Genomic DNA, 17,059 nt, shown 5'->3' with positions numbered 1-17,059 from the left:
GCAGTGATTTGCCCGGTTAATTGTTATGAAAGTGTAGCTAACCAGCCCGTTTGGGTCATCCACTCGGTCACCGGAACTAGCGTGAACTCGACGCAAAGCAGGCCGACGAGCGTCAGGACGAGAGTATAAGGCAGGGCCATCCACACCATGCGACCATAAGAGAGGCGAATCAACGGCGCCAGTGCAGAGGTCAGCAGGAACAGGAATGCAGCCTGGCCGTTTGGCGTGGCCACCGAAGGCAGGTTGGTCCCGGTATTGATCGCCACCGCCAACAGCTCAAATTGGTTAAGGCTGATGGTCCCATGTTCCATCGCGGCTTTGGCTTCATTGATATAAATCGTACCAACAAAAACGTTATCAGAGATCGAAGACAGCAGGCCGTTGAAGAGATAAAACAGCGTCAGTTGTGCATGTTCAGACGACTGCAACACAAACTGAATAATCGGTGAAAAGAGTTGTTGATCGATAATCACCGCGACAATAGAGAAGAACACGGTCAGCAGCGCGGTGAAGGGTAGCGACTCGGTAAAGGCCTTACCTATCGCATGTTCGTCGGTTACGCCGGTCAACGAGGTTGCCAGAATGATGACCGACAAACCGATCAATCCGACTTCTGCCAGATGCAGGGCCAAAGCAACGACCAGCCAGACGCCAATAATCGCCTGGACAATCAGTTTGATTTTGTCCTGGCGGGTACGTTGTTGGCGGCTCTGATCGTCAAACTGTTGCAAGACATCACGGACGGTCTCCGGCAGCGTTTCGCCATAGCCAAACCAGCGCAATTTCTCGACCAGTACACAGGTTAACAGGCCGCAAATCAGTACCGGGACGGTAACTGGCGACATGCGCAGGAAGAAGTCGCCAAAATGCCAGCCAGCCGCTTTGGCAATAATCAGGTTTTGTGGCTCGCCCACCATGGTCATCACGCCGCCTAACGCCGTACCGACACCCGCGTGCATCATCAGGCTACGCAGAAAACCGCGGAACTGCTCAAGAACGACCTTATTGTGCTGATCGATATGGCTGTCATCGAGCATGTTGTTGTCTTCCGCGCGAGAAGAAGCAACGCGATGGTAGATACCATAAAAACCGACCGCAACGCTGATTACCACGGCAACGACGGTCAACGCATCGAGGAACGCCGAGAGAAAAGCGGCTGCAACACAAAAAGACAGTGACAGCAGCGTCTTGGAGCGAATAGTGAGCAGCAGACGCGTGAAAATAAACAGTAATAGCTGCTTCATAAAGTAGATGCCTGCCACCATAAACATCAGCAGCAATAACACCTCAAGATTTGCGGCAACCTCTTCACGCACATGCGTGGCGCTGGTCATGCCAATAATGACAGCTTCGATAGCCAACAGCCCGCCTGGCAGCAGTGGGTAGCATTTTAACGCCATCGCCAGCGTGAAAATGAACTCGGCCACCAGCAACCAGCCGGCGATAAAAGGGTTGATGAAAAAAATAATCGGGTTAACGACTAAGAAGACAAGCAGTGCAAGTTTGTACCAGTCTGGTGATTGACCTAAAAAATTGCGCCACATAGCGCGGCCCCATGATAGCTCCATGGTGATTTCCCTACCTTTAAAAATGAAATCATGTTTTTATGTTTGACCGCAAAGCTTAGCGGGAGGAGGGAGTACAGGCAAGCTATTCACGAGACTGGTAAGGTTGGCTGTACTGTAGCGTTATTTGGAAAATGAAGCCTTGATCCACTTTTTCTTCATTGCGTCAGCTATCAGCTAAGATACCCATCTGGTATGATGTGTGTAACTATGTTTTGCTGTGTAATGGAATTTTTACTATGGTCATTAAGGCGCAAAGCCCGGCTGGGTTCGCGGAAGAGTACATCATTGAAAGTATCTGGAATAACCGCTTCCCACCTGGCACTATTTTGCCCGCTGAACGTGAACTCTCCGAACTTATTGGGGTGACACGTACCACGCTACGCGAAGTATTGCAGCGGTTGGCGCGAGATGGCTGGTTGACCATTCAACACGGCAAACCGACTAAGGTGAATAACTTCTGGGAAACCTCCGGGCTGAATATTCTTGAAACGCTGGCGCGTCTCGATCACGAGAGTGTCCCGCAGTTGATTGATAATCTGCTGTCTGTGCGTACCAATATTTCGACGATCTTTGTTCGCACTGCGTTTCGCCAGCATCCTGATAAAGCACAGGAGGTTCTGGCGACGGCAAATCAGGTGGCCGACCACGCTGACGCATTTGCCGATCTGGACTATAACATTTTCCGCGGCCTGGCATTTGCCTCCGGCAATCCGATTTACGGTTTGATCCTCAACGGTATGAAAGGATTATATACCCGCATTGGTCGTCATTATTTTGCCAATCCGGAAGCGCGCGCGCTGGCGCTGAGCTTCTACCGTAAACTGTCAGAACTCTGCGAGCAGGGCGCTCATGAGCAGGTGTATGAAACGGTGCGTCGCTATGGTCACGACAGTGGCGAAATTTGGCATCGCATGCAAAAGAGCCTGCCGGGCGATTTGGCGATTCAGGGCCGTTAATTGCTCAAAGCCGGATGGCGACGCCAAAGCGTCTTATCCGGCCTACAATGTGTGCACTTCGTAGGCCGGTTTAGGTGTTTACACCGCCTCCGGTAATAAGATTTACAGACCGTTCATCCTTGGCGGGCAACGCTCCAACAGCTCCACGCTGCCATCTTCATTCTGTTGCTCCAGCATCACGTCAAAACCCCAAAGCCGGTGTACGTGCTTGAGCACTTCTTTGCGTCCTTTATCCAGCGGTGCACGGTTATGCGGAATATAGCGTAAGGTGAGCGAACGGTCGCCACGCAGGTCGACATTCCAGATTTGAATATTCGGCTCCAGGTTGCTGAGGTTGTATTGCGACGACAACCTGTTGCGGATCTCACGATATCCTTCCTCGTTATGAATCGCAGAAATCTCCAGATAGTTGTGACGATCGTCATCCAGCACGGTGAACAGACGGAAATCACGCATCACCTTCGGTGACAGGAACTGGCTGATAAAGCTCTCATCTTTGAAATCGCGCATCGCGAAATGCAAGGTTTCCAGCCAGTCGGAACCCGCTATGTCCGGGAACCAGTATTTGTCCTCCTCGGTCGGCGACTGACAAATACGTTTGATATCCTGGAACATGGCAAACCCCAGAGCGTACGGGTTTATCCCGCTATACCACGGGCTGTTGTAGGGCGGCTGAAATACCACATTGGTATGGCTATGCAGAAACTCCAGCATAAACCGTTCGGTGACTTTACCTTCATCATAAAGGTGGTTCAGGATAGTGTAATGCCAGAAAGTGGCCCAGCCCTCGTTCATCACCTGCGTCTGTTTCTGCGGATAAAAATACTGGCTGACCTTGCGTACAATGCGCAACACTTCGCGTTGCCAGGACTCCAGCAGCGGGGCGTTTTTCTCCATGAAGTACAGCAGGTTCTCCTGTGGCTCAGAGGGATAACGCCGGGCTTCCGCCACGGTTTTCTCTTCCTCTTTCTTCGGCAGCGTGCGCCACAACATATTCACCTGGCTTTGCAGATACTCTTCACGGCTTTTCTGACGGGCTTTCTCTTCCTGTAGGGAGATTTTTTGCGGGCGTTTGTAACGGTCAACGCCGTAGTTCATCAGCGCATGGCAGGAGTCGAGCAGCTTTTCGACTTCATCCACGCCGTAACGCTCTTCACACTGGGTAATATAGTTTCGCGCGAAGATCAGGTAATCGACAATGGAACTGGCATCCGTCCAGCTTCGGAACAGGTAGTTGTTTTTGAAAAAGGAGTTGTGTCCGTAGCAGGCATGCGCCATCACCAGCGCCTGCATGGTGATGGTGTTCTCCTCCATCAGATACGCGATGCACGGATTGGAGTTGATAACGATCTCATAGGCCAGCCCCTGCTGACCATGCTTATACAAGCGCTCGGTTTCAATAAACTTTTTACCAAACGACCAGTGAGGATAGTTGATCGGCATCCCGACGCTGGAATAAGCGTCCATCATCTGTTCGGAGGTGATCACCTCGATTTGGTGCGGGTAGGTATCCAATCTGTAGAGTTTCGCCACGCGGTCTATCTCTGCCAGATAGACATCCAGCAGATCAAACGTCCAGTCGGGTCCATCGCTTAACCGTGTGCTGTCCTTGTTCATGGAATCAATCGTAGCCATTCGCGCACCCTCATTGTTGGCGGCACTCTCTGTCTGGAGTACCTCATGTCAAGCATAGATCATGGTGTTAAAAAACGTGCTGCGGCAGAAATTTTTTCTTTGCGATTTCACGTTAGCGAGGCGTCGAAAAATGGCATGGCCGCAAAATTTTATGCTGGATAAAAATAACGCACAGCAGGAGATGCCAAAGCGGAGAGTCCCCAGCCATCACCGCTATATGTGAGGTAAGTCACCATAAAAAAGCCATATGTTGAATAATATTTTCAACTGAGTTATCAAGATGTAATTAGATGATTGTTCTTTTACTGTTAACGGAGTGGCTATGCGAGTTGTCATACTGGGAAGTGGTGTCGTTGGCGTGACCAGCGCCTGGTACTTAAGTCAGGCTGGACACGATGTCACCGTCATTGATCGTGAGCCCGGTCCGGCACTGGAAACCAGTGCGGCGAACGCGGGGCAAATCTCTCCAGGTTATGCAGCACCATGGGCGGCACCAGGCGTACCGCTAAAAGCAATTAAGTGGATGTTTCAGCGCCACGCTCCGCTGGCCGTCCGTCTTGACGGAACCCAGTTCCAGTTGAAATGGATGTGGCAGATGCTGCGCAACTGCGACACCAGCCACTATATGGAAAACAAAGGACGCATGGTGCGACTGGCGGAATACAGCCGTGATTGCCTGAAAGCGCTGCGCGCCTCTACCGGTATCGAGTACGAGGGGCGCCAGGGCGGAACCCTGCAACTTTTCCGTACCGCTCAACAGTATGAGAACGCTACCCGCGACATCGCCGTGCTCGAAGACGCTGGCGTGCCATATCAACTGCTGGAAGCAAACCGTCTGGCGGAAGTCGAACCCGCACTGGCAGAAGTAGCGCACAAACTGACCGGTGGTTTGCGTTTACCGAATGATGAAACCGGCGACTGCCAGCTGTTTACCCAGCGTCTGGCTCAGATGGCGGAGCAGGCGGGCGTTAAGTTTCGCTTTAACACCCCGGTCGATAAGCTGCTGAGCGATGGTGAGCAGATTTATGGCGTCCAGTGCGGCGAAGAGATAGTTAAAGCCGATGCCTATGTGATGGCGTTTGGTTCGTACTCCACGGCAATGCTGAAAGGGATCGTTGATATCCCGGTCTATCCGCTCAAAGGTTATTCGTTGACCATTCCGGTGGCGCAAGACGACGGTGCGCCGGTTTCTACTATCCTCGATGAAACCTACAAAATCGCTATTACCCGCTTTGACAATCGTATTCGCGTTGGCGGCATGGCGGAGATTGTCGGCTTTAATACAGAACTGCTACAACCTCGTCGTGAAACGCTGGAAATGGTCGTACGCGATCTCTTCCCGCGCGGCGGTCATGTGGAGCAGGCAACCTTCTGGACCGGACTGCGTCCGATGACGCCGGACGGAACGCCGGTGGTGGGGCGCACCCGCTTTAAGAATCTGCTGCTCAATACTGGACACGGCACGCTGGGTTGGACCATGGCCTGCGGCTCCGGTCAGCTGCTGAGCGATATCCTTTCTGGCCGCACGCCAGCCATACCTTATGACGATCTGAGCGTGGCGCGTTACAGTCCGGGGTTTACCCCCTCTCGTCCACGGCATTTACATGGCGCACATAACTGATAAGGACGTGAGATGACCCGCCCGATACTGGCCAGCATTGACCTGCAGGCGTTGAAACAAAATCTGACCATTACCCGCCAGGCCGCGCCGGACGCCCGCGTCTGGTCGGTGGTGAAAGCCAATGCGTATGGACACGGTATTGAACGCGTCTGGAATGCGCTGGGCACAACCGATGGTTTTGCCATGCTCAATCTTGAAGAGGCGATAACCCTACGCGAGCGCGGATGGAAAGGCCCGATACTCATGCTGGAGGGTTTTTTCCACGCCGAAGACCTGACGGTATATGACAATTATCGACTCACCACCTGTGTACACAGTAACTGGCAGCTAAAAGCATTGCAGAATGCGCGCCTGAAGGCGCCGCTCGATGTTTACCTGAAGGTGAACAGTGGTATGAACCGCCTTGGTTTTTTACCGGAAAGAGTTCCCACGGTCTGGCAACAGCTGCGGACGATGCCCAACGTCGGTGAAATGACGCTGATGTCACATTTTGCCGATGCAGAGCACCCGGAAGGTATCCAGGAGGCTATGACACGTATTGCGCAGGCAACTGAAGGGCTGGAGTGCAGACGATCGCTGTCGAATTCGGCAGCCACGCTGTGGCACCCTGAAGCGCATTATGACTGGGTTCGTCCGGGCATTATTTTGTATGGTGCGTCGCCTTCAGGACAATGGCGGGACATCGCTAACACCGGCCTGAAGCCAGTGATGACGCTGAGCAGTGAGATCATCGGCATACAGACGCTGAAAGCTGGCGATCGGGTGGGCTACGGTGGACGCTACACTGCCAGCGGCGAGCAGCGCATTGGCATTGTAGCGACCGGCTATGCAGACGGTTATCCACGCCATGCGCCAAGTGGTACTCCGGTGCTGGTGGACGGTGTACGTACCGGGACGGTGGGGACAGTCTCAATGGATATGTTGGCGGTAGATCTGACACCATGCCCGCAGGCAGGGATCGGGACGCCGGTAGAGCTGTGGGGCAAAGAGATTAAAATTGACGATGTGGCCACCGCCGCAGGTACGGTAGGCTACGAGTTAATGTGTTCTCTGGCGCTGCGCGTGCCAGTTGTGACGGTGTAACTTTATATAGCATTGCCTGATGCTGCTGCGTTTATCAGGCCTCCAGAGTCAGTGCATTTTGTAGGCCGGGTAAGGCACAGCCGCCACCCGGCAAAACATCCGCTTTACTCATCCTCATCTTCAGCAACGCGAACACCGACCTTCAGCACCGCATTATCTTCCTTCTCGGCTACGGTCCAGATCATGCCAGCGAATTCCACCTGGTCACCGACGACCGGCGCGGCACCAAGCAGATGCTGGACAATTTCACCCAGCGTTTGCTGCTTATCACGATACTCGGTGCCATCTTCCAGGCCATAAATCAGCGCCACATCGGCATATTTTGCGCTGGCTTCAAGAATAAAATCACCGAAGAAGCGCTGGTCTAACGACACAGGTGGCGACTGGCTGAACAGCTTGCCAAGAGCCGGGAGATCGCGCTCGCGGCCAATAACACACAATACATCGCCTTCGCGAAGACGCGTACTGCCGGAGGGGTGAAACAGCACGTTGTCACGAAACAGGGCGGCTATTCGCGTTTCTTCCGGCATATGCAGGTCGCGCAATGCGGCGCCCACACACCACTTATCTGCGCTGAGCTGATAAACAAACTGCTCCCACGGGTTATCCGGATGAATATCCAGGCCAATGCGCGACACGGGCCAGCCGACGGGAGGGACCACCACTTTGGCTTTCTTAGCGGCCCAAGAAAGTGAGGTTCCCTGAAACAGCAACGAGATCAGTACCACGAAGAACGCGACGTTAAAGAACAGGCGCGCGTTCTCCAGACCCGCCATCATTGGGAAGACGGCGAGGATGATGGGTACCGCACCGCGCAGACCCACCCAACTGATGAAAATGCGTTCGCGCAGATTGAAGCCGCGAAACGGCAGCAGTCCGGCGAAAACCGAAAGTGGGCGGGCAATGAAAATCATCCACGCAGACAAAATCAGCGCAGGAACCACGATAGGCAGCAGGTCGGACGGCGTAACCAGCAGTCCGAGCACCAGGAACATGGCGATTTGCGCCAGCCAGGCCAGACCGTCGAAGTTTTGCAGAATGCCAAACCGGTTGCGAATAGGGCGATTACCCAGCAAGAAACCACACAGATAAACCGCCAGAATACCGCTGCCTTCCAGCGCAGTGGTCAGGGCAAAAATCAGTATCCCACCGCTTAACGCCAATAGCGGATACAGTCCGGCAGGCAGAGAAATGCGGTTAATCATCTGCTGGAGCATATATCCACCGCCCAGACCGATAACGATGCCTAAGCCAAACTGCTGGATAATGTGCACCGCGAACATCCAGCTTAAACCGGTTTCGTGGTTTTGGATCATGGCGATGAGCGTGATGGTCAAAAACACGGCCATCGGGTCATTACTGCCGGATTCAATTTCCAGCGTAGAGCCAACGCGTTCGTTAAGCCCCTTACCGCCAAGCAGGGAAAAGACCGCCGCGGCGTCGGTTGAACCAACAATCGCGCCAATCAGGAGTCCTTCGATAAGATCCAGATGAAACAGCCACGCGGCCATCATGCCAGTGAGTCCGGAAGTAATCAGCACACCGACCGTCGCCAACGATAGCGCCGGGCCTAACGCAACGCGAAAAGAGCTGGCCTGGGTGCGCATCCCGCCGTCGAGCAGGATAACTGCCAGTGCCAGGTTACTCACCATGTAGGCGAATGGATAGTTATCGAAAGGTATGCCGCCTATACCATCTACGCCCGCTAACATACCGATAGCGAGAAATATCACCAGGATAGGGATACCAAGGCGTGATGAGAATGAACTGAGTAAGATACTGCAGGTGACGAGAACGGAACCCAAAATAAAAAGGCTAATAATTGCTGCGGCATCCAACGTTCGGTTACTCCTGAATTACGCTGTTTCGTATTAATAAACCCTACCATAATAACGACAGAAACAGCGTTTTGCTTAGCCCCATTAGCCGCTTTTTTTACGATTTTAGTACCGGATGCCCACTTAAGGTGAGCTGAGTGCCGTTTTTATCATTTTTCAGCACCGCATTGGCTCCCAAAGGCAGAGTGACAGTGCGTTGTTCATGGCCAAAATCGAGGCCGCAGATCAACGGTACTGACAATCTGGCGCGCAGAAAATCACAAACTGAATCAAGATTGTAACCAGCGTCGTAGTCATTGGGTGCGCTACCGCTAAAACTGCCGAGGATAATGGCGTTTTGCTGGGCCAGTATTCCGGCGTGGTACAGCTGCAGCAGCATACGCTCGACACGGAATGGATGCTCGTTAATGTCTTCCAGCACCAAAATGCCGTTTTTGATGGCCGGCATCCACGGTGTACCCATCAACGAAATGATCATCGCCAGATTTCCGCCCCACAGTGTACCTTCAGTTGCGCACTGTGGACCGTCACCCTGCCATTCGAGGGTAAATTGGGCATTACGCAAAGCCTGCCAGAAATGGTGCTCGGTGAATGCGTTCATTTCTTCGGCGCCGAAGTTCGCCGCCAGCATCGGGCCGCTGAAGCTAATCACATTCCCCTGTGCCAGCAGACCACACTGGATCGCCGTAAAATCGCTGTGTCCGCACAGCAGCAGCGGATCTTGTTGCTGGCGGGCTGCCAGCCCCTGCCAGTCAATATCTTCCAGTAAACGGCTCGCGCCATAGCCGCCGCGTACCGCCATCACAATGGTATCGGGGGTTTTCAGATTAACGAGCGAGTTCACATCAGCAAGCCTTTCTGCCTCTGTCCCCGCAAAACGCTGGCAGCGGCGTGCAATGACCGCTGAATTGTCGACCTGATGACCGGCCTCAATAAGACGCGCAAGCCCACGTAAGGCAGCCTGCTGATTGATACAGTAGCCCGATGGGGCAATTAAGTGAAACCGGGACATGGCATTTCCTTGCTACAACTAAAACCAAATGTATATCATGCCGCGTAGGTATGTCGTTGTCACCTCAGCGACAGGTTCCGGCTATAAGGATAGATGACGTGAAATTGAGATGGTTTGCTTTTTTGGTTGTATTACTTGCGGGCTGTAGTTCAAAACAGGATTACAAAAACCCGCCGTGGAATGCTGAAGTTCCGGTTAAACGCGCAATGCAATGGATGCCGATCAGTGAAAAAGCCGGTGCGGCCTGGGGTGTCAGTCCACAATTGATTACCGCTATTATCGCCATTGAATCAGGCGGAAATCCGAATGCGGTCAGTAAGTCCAATGCGATTGGTCTGATGCAGTTGAAAGCATCAACTTCAGGACGCGATGTTTATCGGCGCATGGGCTGGAGCGGAGAGCCGTCGACCAGCGAGTTGAAAAACCCTGAGCGCAATATCTCAATGGGGGCCGCATACCTGAGTATTCTCGAAACCGGGCCGCTGGCCGGGATTGAAGATCCGCAGGTGATGCAGTACGCGCTGGTAGTATCGTACGCCAACGGTGCGGGCGCACTGTTACGCACGTTCTCCTCCGACAGGAAAAAAGCGATCAATAAAATCAACGACCTCAGCCCGGATGAATTTATTGAACATGTTGCGGACAATCATCCGGCGCCTCAGGCCCCGCGCTATATCTGGAAGCTTCAACAAGCGCTGGATGTGATGTAGTTCGTGTGAGTTTACTCGCGCACCTTATTCGATTTTTCCCGGGCCTCACGTTCAAGGGAAAAAATAATCCGCTGTAAGTTCCGCTCCACCGCCGGGCCGACGTTGAGAAAACGAAAGCTCAGGCGGGGAGTGGTAATGGTTTCGTTTTTCCCATCGATAACCTTGCGTTCGCTAATGGAAATAAGTTGGGCGTCAACGTGATACACCCCCCATTGCTCCATATTTAGTTCAACCTGCGAGAAGCGCATACCTTCTGCCAACCCCTCTGGCTTTGCCACTTCTAACAGCCCGCCCATGCCGCCGAGAGACAGATCGAATAAGCGAAAATGCAGAATGCTGTTGTCCGGCATTTTTGCCGTGCAGCGATAGGGAGGATGCAGCGGAGCGCCGATACGGAAATATTCCCGACGCTGCACAAACCACAGAGAAGGCGGCAAGGATGAAATAAACGCCGGCAGTTGCTGATACTCGCCTTTTTTCAGCTGTGGCAGGGTGAATTCTACTTTGGCTCCCTGCGTTTCGGCGATAATTGAGATCTGGCTGGCCCGCTGTACGGCCTGGTTTTCATATTCCTGGCTGCCAAAATCCATGATCAGTTCATCGGGACTGACGGTCAGAATTTTGCTGATGAACTGGCCGCCTGACCAGGAGATACGCAGTGGAACCTGCTGCGACTTCAAGTCCCGAAGTACACCTAACACCGCTAACGGATTTTGCTTCAGGAACTGCTCATTGTAGTTACTCACACCTAATGACTCCTGGATGCCTGGTTTGTCGTTGGGTTATCGGCATTAATCTACGGAACTTAATACAAATGGATGAAATTTTTTACCAAACCCAATGAATTAAGTCTGAGTGATAAAAGCAGGTCGCGATGGCTTGCCTATACTTTAAGTGCTGGCGCAGGAATGTCTTGCGCGTGCGTTCACTGGAAAGAGGGCCTGAAAATGGGAATTATTGCCTGGATTATTTTTGGTCTGATTGCGGGGGTTATCGCCAAACTGATTATGCCGGGGCGTGATGGCGGTGGGTTTATCCTGACCTGTATTCTCGGTATTGTCGGTGCTGTGGTCGGTGGATGGTTGGCAACGATGTTTGGTATTGGCGGCGATGTCAGCGGATTTAATCTCCACAGCTTCCTGGTGGCCGTGGTCGGCGCGATTGTTGTGCTGGGTGTCTTCCGGCTTGTACGACGAGATTAATCGAACGGCCCCTGTGGGGGCCGTTTCTTTGCATCGTTAAATCAGAATTGATACTCAATTCCCGCCCAGTAATTACGGCCTTCTTCGATAAATCCTTCGCTGTACACGTATTGTGTATCGAACAGGTTATTGACCGAAGCGTTGACGCTAAGCCCGTGACCGATGGCGTAGTCGGCGCGTAAATGGGTAATGGCGAAACCTGCGGCTTTCTGCGAGCCGTAGCTATTGCTATAGCTCGATGAGCGGGCCTCTTCAGACAGCGTAATGCTCAGCGGATCCCACGGTTTCAGCGTCATCCATGCGGTGAGGGTTTGCGTCGGCAAATCGGTTATTTTGCCTATGTCGCTGCGTTTGACGTCCGCATGAATCAGGCCATAGCTCAGCCCAACATCCAGCATATCAAAGACTTTACCTTTAACGCCTGCATCCAGACCGGTGTAATCCACCCGGCCGCTGTTCTGATTCTGGATGGTATCGGCATCAATATTGTGTGAAAGAATGGCATCGCTGATGCGGTTGTAATAGACGCTGGCTTCGAATCCCCAGTCTTTACCAAGTGAACCATTCCAGGTCAGATCTACGCTGCGGGCGCGTTCAGGTTTAAGCTGCGGATTGACCAGCGCCACCTGGTTATAGGCCGGTTTCGAGGTGGTGTAGCGCTCTTTCAGTGTTGGGAAACGTGTTCTGTCAGAGTAGGACAGCGCTAATGTGTCTGAATTTTCAAAGTGATATTTGGTCATCATCTGCCAGTTGAAGGCCGACTGATTGTTGTCATCATAGTGGGTGACGCTACCATTTTTTTCGTGCTTCATGCCTTCCAGACTGTCGCGCCAGTCATAGCTTATTCCCGCCACGACATCGACGTTATCCGCTGCTGCCCACTGGTATTCGCTGGCAACGGACCAGGTGCGGTCTTCGTAGCGATCGTAAGACGCATTAGGTGCGCCTTTCTCGCGATGAACATCATCCTTCCAGTTCACCGCGAAAGAGAGCTGGTCGTTTTCACGCATATCCGCAGCGAGCTGCAGACCAGCCCCATCGCTATAGTCTGAATAATGACTGTAGCTGCCTTTTTTGTTTTTCAGATCGGCAAGCGAGTTGTACATCATCAGCGTATTTTCAAAGGTATCGCGATACAGACGGCTTTTCAGGGTGAAACGATCGCCCAGATGGGTGGTGCCCTGATAGTAATAGCTCTCTTTATCGTACTGTGGCCATTGCCAGTAGCGTGATTTCTGACTGCTGGTTCCAGCGTACGGCGGGTTATCTTTTTCACCGTCCTGATTAATATAGGTCAGCACATATTCGTCATTACCACGTGGGGTAAAGCCCAGCTTCACGATGCCGCGTTTGTCATCGGCGGAGGAGTTAATCATCTTGCCGTTGCTGCCCGCAATAGGGTTGTCCACGCCGTGCGGTAAGCCAAGGAAATCCTGCTTCAACTGACTGCCGCTGAGCTGGATGTAGCCGAGATCGTTGCTGGCGCCAAATGAAGCGTGCATATCGTGGGCATTGTCTTTGCTACGACTCCAGCCCTGGCGATAGCCAATGCTGCCTTCAATCGGTTTGGTGGGCTTTTGGGTGGTGATATTGATGGCACCGCCCATCTGGTTCGGCCCTTGTAACAGCGACGAGTAGCCTTTGGAGACTTCAACCGAAGCGATATCGGAGGTCAGAAAACGGCCTAAATCGAGGTTGCCATCATAGGGGATGTATACCGGCACGCCGTCAAAATAGACGGGAACCTGACGGCTGTCAAAACCGCGGACTTTCACCTGCTGTTCATTGCGGTTGCCTGACTTTTGCAGCACGACGCCGGGAACAACGCTCAGTGCCTGCGCCACGTTTTGCTTATCCAGTTGCTGCATCGTTTCCTGGCCGAGAACCGTAGTGGTTGCGGCGGAGGCCGGACTTGACCAGACGGTCATGGTTTCGCTTTCCTGCCCAGCAAAAGCACTGTGCGCGAAAGCAAACGACAGGGCTGTGTAAAGACAACTTTTGTTGAAATTCATTATTTTTAGTCCATTTATTAATGTTATATGCCACGTGCGTCCGGACTCAGGCTAACTTTGATATCCGCGGGCGGAGCGTAGTAAGGCGCGGAAGTGATGAAAAGTCTGATGCCACAGTCGAGATAACTCGCCAGCGAGGCGAGGGTAATGCCGCCAGTCAGCGCCAGCGTGCAATGGGGGGCCAGAGAAGGGGCCTGACGGACAATTTCTGTTGCTTGCTCAGGGGTAAATTTGTCGAGTTGCAGGACATCGGGCGCGGCGCGTAGCGCGGCTAATGCCTCATCTGGCGTATCTGCTTCAACCACAATCTTTTTTTCTGGCGCATGGCGGCGTAAGCGCGCAATCGCGCCTGTCCAGTCGTTTGGATTGGTAAGAAAATGGCGGTGATTAGCAAACAGCAGTACCGTTTCGGCGCATCCTCCGCGATGGATAATGCCTCCCGCGGCGAGTATTGCTTGAGTCGCCAACAAACGCGTGCCGGGAATGGCTTTGCGGGTGCAGGCAATCTGCCCATCAGGATAGCGTTGGCGCAGTTGGCTCAACATGCTCTCAAGATAGCCTGAAAACCCACAGCTCCACTCCAGGACATTTTGTACCGCTTTCCAGCCCTGGTGCAGCGCCGCCGCATTCCCATGTGCGCGAATCAATCGCTGTCCTGCACTTACCTGTTCACCATCGGCCACCATGTCGCTGACGGTCAGCCCTAATGAGGTGAGCATTTGTCTGGCAACGGCGGTGCCGCTAACGCATCCGCCCTGGCGATGATAAAACGCCATAACGCCCGGCTGTGCGCCGATCCCCAACGCGCGGGTAGTCAGATCGCCGCCCTGAATATCTTCCAGCAGCAGCGCGTCGGTTTGCGCCTGCGAAAAGTAGATCATAGCAGCGCCTCCCGCGGCACGCTGTCCCACCAGATAAGCGCCCAGTCACGGCTGGCGGGGGCAATCGTGCGTGGATCCTGCTGTTGATACCAGGTTTCCAGACGTTCGACCTCATCGGCGCTCAATTCACCCATACTCCAGCGCACGTTTTCCAGAAAACGCGTCCAGGTGCTGTTGTCCTGCTGGCAGTTGGGTCCGCGGATAAAATCAACATGCGCGTGGATCCCCATCTGATACAGGACATTAAGCGCATAGATATAGTTGGGAAGCTCAATCACTTCGCGGCCCAGTGCACGCTGAATGGTGGGGGAAACGAAAGATGAACTGACGAGATGAGTGGTGTAAACCCGCAGTCGGGCCTGATTATTCAGTTTGGTCATCGCCTGGCGCATATCGGCAACCAGCGTAGAGCGCGAAGCGACGGCGATATCGCACTGGGGTAAATCATCCCAGTGTTCCTCCCAGGCCCGCTGCACCCACTGCACGTGACGGGCGTTCATTTGCGCAGCGCGGCGGGCAGCTACGCTAAGCATGCCCTGGCTGTAATCTACGCCGTAAATTATTGGCATCTTTTTAGCGAGCGCCAGCGAGACCGTACCGGGACCGCAACCCATGTCAAACAGCGACTCCGCCCCTTTCAGGTCGATTTTCCCCAGCAGTTGCAGCAGATAGCTGTCGGTTAATGAGGCGCAATTTTCCGCCATTTTTTCCGCACGTTTATCCCAGTGCTCCGGCTTTTTCTCGGTTCTGTTCGCCAGCTGTAACTGTTTACGGTAAAGATCGGCAAAATCAATGTCGTCAATGAGCATTCTTATTCCTTAGTTATGTGAGCCAAAGAGATGGTGAGCGATTTGTGACGGTGTAACGCGATACAGTTCCGCCAGGCGATCGGTGGCGAGCTGATGTTCAGGAAGTCCTTGTGACACTTCGCCATCCGGTTCAACGCGTACCACGCTGTCGGCGATTGCCCGGGCGTGCAACGGATGATGGGTCGACATCAGCATGGCCATACCCGAGTTTTTCAGCGTCACTAGCGTGTCGAGCAGACGGATTTGATGCCCAAAATCCAGGCTGGAAGCAGGTTCATCCAGCAACAAAAGACGCGGACGCTGCGCCAGCGCGCGGGCAATTAACACCAGTTGCCGCTCTCCGCCGCTCAGCGTGTTCCAGCGTCGGGGCGCCAGGTGAGAGATGCCCAGCATCGTCATCTGCTGGTGCGCATTTTCACGCTCTTTAGCGCCGGGAACCGCAAATGCCGCCAATTGCGGGGCCAGCCCCATCATCACCATGTCCAGCGCAGTGAAGGCAAACGCGCCGTCATGTGCCTGAGGAACCCAGGCAATAGCGGCGGCGCGTTGCCGATCGCTGAGATGATTTATGGCGACGCCATCAAGCAGAATGTCACCGTGAAGCGGCGAAAGAACGCCGAGAATGGTGCGCATCAGGGTGGTTTTTCCACTGCCGTTGGCCCCAATCAGACAACAGACGGAGCCGGGCGAAACCTGAAATGAGACATCGCGTAACACGGGCTGGTGACTGTGGTATCCCAACGACGCATGGCGGACGGTCAGAAGCGTCATGGGCGATTTCCCCGTAGCAAAAGCAGCAAAAAGAACGGTGCGCCAATAAATGCCGTCAGGATCCCCAGCGGGATTTCTGTGCTGCTCAGCGTGCGGGCAAGAGTATCGGTGAGCAGCAGCAAAATGGCGCCGATCCCCATGGAAACTGGCAGCAACTGCTGGTGGTTATTGCCACTGAGGAGTCTGCCGATGTGCGGTACAACCAGCCCAATCCAGCCGATAATGCCCGCGATGGCAACGGTACAGGCGGTGATTAACGTAGCGCAGACGATCAGTCCCAGCCGCAATCGCGAGACGTTGATCCCAAGCGATCGTGCTTCATCATCCGACAGGGTGAGCAGGTTCATGCGCCAGCGCAGCAGCAATAGCGGGACCAGTCCTGCGAAGATCAGCGGTGCCGAGAACCACAGATCGTGCGGTGTGATCGTCGATAAACCGCCAAGCAGCCAGAAAGTGATAGAGGGGAGTTGGGTATACGGGTCGGCCAGCGTTTTGATAAGCGAAATTCCCGCGCCACATACCGTACCCAGCGCAATCCCGACCAGAACCAGCGTTAACACCGGATCGTGTCGCTTAACTCGCAGGGTAATTAACCAGACACCGGCGACCACGAATAAACCGCCCATGAACGCATAAAGCTGAATGAACAGGATCGGTAAACCTAACAGGATTGCTAAACAGGCACCTAAACCCGCACCCGCCGCCACGCCGAGAATATCCGGCGAGACCAGTGGGTTGCGGAACATGCCCTGATAGGTGGTTCCTGCGCCCGCCAGCGCCGCGCCGAGCAGCAATGCAGCCAGTATGCGTGGCAGGCGGATTTGCCAGAAGACGATTTTGTCCTGCATTGGAACGCCATCTGTACCGGCCACGAGATTCAGAACCTGCTGTGCATCCAGGCGATACGCGCCTGATACCGCAGCGACGCTCGCGCAAAGCACCACCGCAGCAATCATCAGAA

Annotated in this window: 15 protein-coding genes; 5 read left to right on the top strand and 10 right to left on the bottom strand. The window is 53.7% G+C overall.

Translation table 11 applies throughout. The features are described from left to right. Positions 1–23: 23 nt before the first annotated feature. Positions 24–1,568, bottom strand: a complete 1,545-nt coding sequence (gene nhaB, locus OGX97_RS09750) for a Na(+)/H(+) antiporter NhaB (RefSeq protein WP_008785014.1) — start codon at positions 1,566–1,568, stop codon at positions 24–26. Positions 1,569–1,804: 236 nt separating this feature from the next. On the opposite strand from nhaB, the gene fadR reads away from it, so the two are divergent. After that, positions 1,805–2,524: a fatty acid metabolism transcriptional regulator FadR gene (gene fadR / locus OGX97_RS09745; protein WP_003833559.1), complete on the top strand. Its 720-nt coding sequence runs from the start codon at positions 1,805–1,807 to the stop codon at positions 2,522–2,524. A 102-nt stretch (positions 2,525–2,626) separates the two neighbouring features. Here the strand turns inward: fadR and OGX97_RS09740 are convergent, their stop codons facing one another. Then, complete coding sequence (locus tag OGX97_RS09740; protein WP_003833557.1) at positions 2,627–4,159, bottom strand: SpoVR family protein; 1,533 nt, start codon at positions 4,157–4,159, stop codon at positions 2,627–2,629. 322 nt (positions 4,160–4,481) lie between these two features. Here OGX97_RS09740 and OGX97_RS09735 point away from each other — a divergent pair, with 322 nt between their 5' ends. Both OGX97_RS09735 and dadX read left to right on the top strand, forming a co-directional pair. Continuing rightward, the gene (locus tag OGX97_RS09735; RefSeq protein WP_003833553.1) at positions 4,482–5,780 is read left to right on the top strand and encodes a D-amino acid dehydrogenase; all 1,299 of its coding nucleotides are present in this window, start codon (positions 4,482–4,484) and stop codon (positions 5,778–5,780) included. Positions 5,781–5,792: 12 nt separating this feature from the next. Further along, the gene (gene dadX / locus OGX97_RS09730) at positions 5,793–6,863 is read left to right on the top strand and encodes a catabolic alanine racemase DadX (protein ID WP_060682084.1); all 1,071 of its coding nucleotides are present in this window, start codon (positions 5,793–5,795) and stop codon (positions 6,861–6,863) included. 104 nt (positions 6,864–6,967) lie between these two features. Here the strand turns inward: dadX and OGX97_RS09725 are convergent, their stop codons facing one another. Beyond that, positions 6,968–8,701, bottom strand: a complete 1,734-nt coding sequence (locus OGX97_RS09725) for a potassium/proton antiporter (protein ID WP_008785011.1) — start codon at positions 8,699–8,701, stop codon at positions 6,968–6,970. Between the two features lie 97 nt (positions 8,702–8,798). After that, a complete protein-coding gene (gene ldcA / locus OGX97_RS09720) occupies positions 8,799–9,713 on the bottom strand; it encodes a muramoyltetrapeptide carboxypeptidase (RefSeq protein WP_060682085.1) in 915 nt (304 codons plus the stop codon). 98 nt (positions 9,714–9,811) lie between these two features. On the opposite strand from ldcA, the gene emtA reads away from it, so the two are divergent. After that, positions 9,812–10,423, top strand: coding sequence for a membrane-bound lytic murein transglycosylase EmtA (emtA, locus tag OGX97_RS09715; RefSeq protein WP_016153365.1), 612 nt, complete (start codon positions 9,812–9,814; stop codon positions 10,421–10,423). Positions 10,424–10,434: 11 nt separating this feature from the next. Here emtA and ycgR read toward each other — a convergent pair whose 3' ends face one another. Then, entirely contained in the window at positions 10,435–11,169 is a 735-nt protein-coding gene (gene ycgR, locus OGX97_RS09710; protein ID WP_008785008.1) for a flagellar brake protein YcgR, read from the bottom strand. Between the two features lie 201 nt (positions 11,170–11,370). Here ycgR and OGX97_RS09705 point away from each other — a divergent pair, with 201 nt between their 5' ends. Beyond that, the gene (locus tag OGX97_RS09705; RefSeq protein WP_048212573.1) at positions 11,371–11,625 is read left to right on the top strand and encodes a GlsB/YeaQ/YmgE family stress response membrane protein; all 255 of its coding nucleotides are present in this window, start codon (positions 11,371–11,373) and stop codon (positions 11,623–11,625) included. Between the two features lie 41 nt (positions 11,626–11,666). Here OGX97_RS09705 and OGX97_RS09700 read toward each other — a convergent pair whose 3' ends face one another. From OGX97_RS09700 to OGX97_RS09680, 5 genes are read right to left on the bottom strand one after another with little or no spacing between them, the layout of a single operon-like run. Next, a complete protein-coding gene (locus tag OGX97_RS09700; protein WP_279850663.1) occupies positions 11,667–13,637 on the bottom strand; it encodes a TonB-dependent receptor plug domain-containing protein in 1,971 nt (656 codons plus the stop codon). A gap of 23 nt (positions 13,638–13,660) precedes the next feature. Next, positions 13,661–14,518, bottom strand: a complete 858-nt coding sequence (modD, locus tag OGX97_RS09695; protein ID WP_279850662.1) for a ModD protein — start codon at positions 14,516–14,518, stop codon at positions 13,661–13,663. Beyond that, positions 14,515–15,327 (bottom strand): class I SAM-dependent methyltransferase, encoded by an 813-nt coding sequence (locus tag OGX97_RS09690; RefSeq protein ID WP_235127374.1) that lies wholly within the window; start codon positions 15,325–15,327, stop codon positions 14,515–14,517. The genes modD and OGX97_RS09690 overlap by 4 nt, the downstream gene beginning before the upstream one ends. Positions 15,328–15,336: 9 nt before the next feature. Next, entirely contained in the window at positions 15,337–16,098 is a 762-nt protein-coding gene (locus tag OGX97_RS09685; RefSeq protein WP_279850661.1) for an ABC transporter ATP-binding protein, read from the bottom strand. Continuing rightward, positions 16,095–17,054, bottom strand: coding sequence for a FecCD family ABC transporter permease (locus tag OGX97_RS09680; RefSeq protein ID WP_373371229.1), 960 nt, complete (start codon positions 17,052–17,054; stop codon positions 16,095–16,097). The genes OGX97_RS09685 and OGX97_RS09680 overlap by 4 nt, the downstream gene beginning before the upstream one ends. Positions 17,055–17,059: the final 5 nt, after the last annotated feature.

Source organism: Citrobacter sp. Cpo061, assembly GCF_030332845.1.
GTDB lineage: Bacteria > Pseudomonadota > Gammaproteobacteria > Enterobacterales > Enterobacteriaceae > Citrobacter > Citrobacter portucalensis.
This window is presented reverse-complemented; position numbering and strand designations above follow the sequence as displayed.

Coding starts and splice junctions, on each gene's coding strand:
- nhaB (WP_008785014.1), bottom strand. CDS start 1,568: ATGGAGCTATCATGGGGCCGCGCTATGTGGCGCAATTTTTTAGGTCAA.
- fadR (WP_003833559.1), top strand. CDS start 1,805: ATGGTCATTAAGGCGCAAAGCCCGGCTGGGTTCGCGGAAGAGTACATC.
- OGX97_RS09740 (WP_003833557.1), bottom strand. CDS start 4,159: ATGGCTACGATTGATTCCATGAACAAGGACAGCACACGGTTAAGCGAT.
- OGX97_RS09735 (WP_003833553.1), top strand. CDS start 4,482: ATGCGAGTTGTCATACTGGGAAGTGGTGTCGTTGGCGTGACCAGCGCC.
- dadX (WP_060682084.1), top strand. CDS start 5,793: ATGACCCGCCCGATACTGGCCAGCATTGACCTGCAGGCGTTGAAACAA.
- ldcA (WP_060682085.1), bottom strand. CDS start 9,713: ATGTCCCGGTTTCACTTAATTGCCCCATCGGGCTACTGTATCAATCAG.
- OGX97_RS09705 (WP_048212573.1), top strand. CDS start 11,371: ATGGGAATTATTGCCTGGATTATTTTTGGTCTGATTGCGGGGGTTATC.
- OGX97_RS09700 (WP_279850663.1), bottom strand. CDS start 13,637: ATGAATTTCAACAAAAGTTGTCTTTACACAGCCCTGTCGTTTGCTTTC.
- modD (WP_279850662.1), bottom strand. CDS start 14,518: ATGATCTACTTTTCGCAGGCGCAAACCGACGCGCTGCTGCTGGAAGAT.
- OGX97_RS09690 (WP_235127374.1), bottom strand. CDS start 15,327: ATGCTCATTGACGACATTGATTTTGCCGATCTTTACCGTAAACAGTTA.
- OGX97_RS09685 (WP_279850661.1), bottom strand. CDS start 16,098: ATGACGCTTCTGACCGTCCGCCATGCGTCGTTGGGATACCACAGTCAC.
- OGX97_RS09680 (WP_373371229.1), bottom strand. CDS start 17,054: ATGATTGCTGCGGTGGTGCTTTGCGCGAGCGTCGCTGCGGTATCAGGC.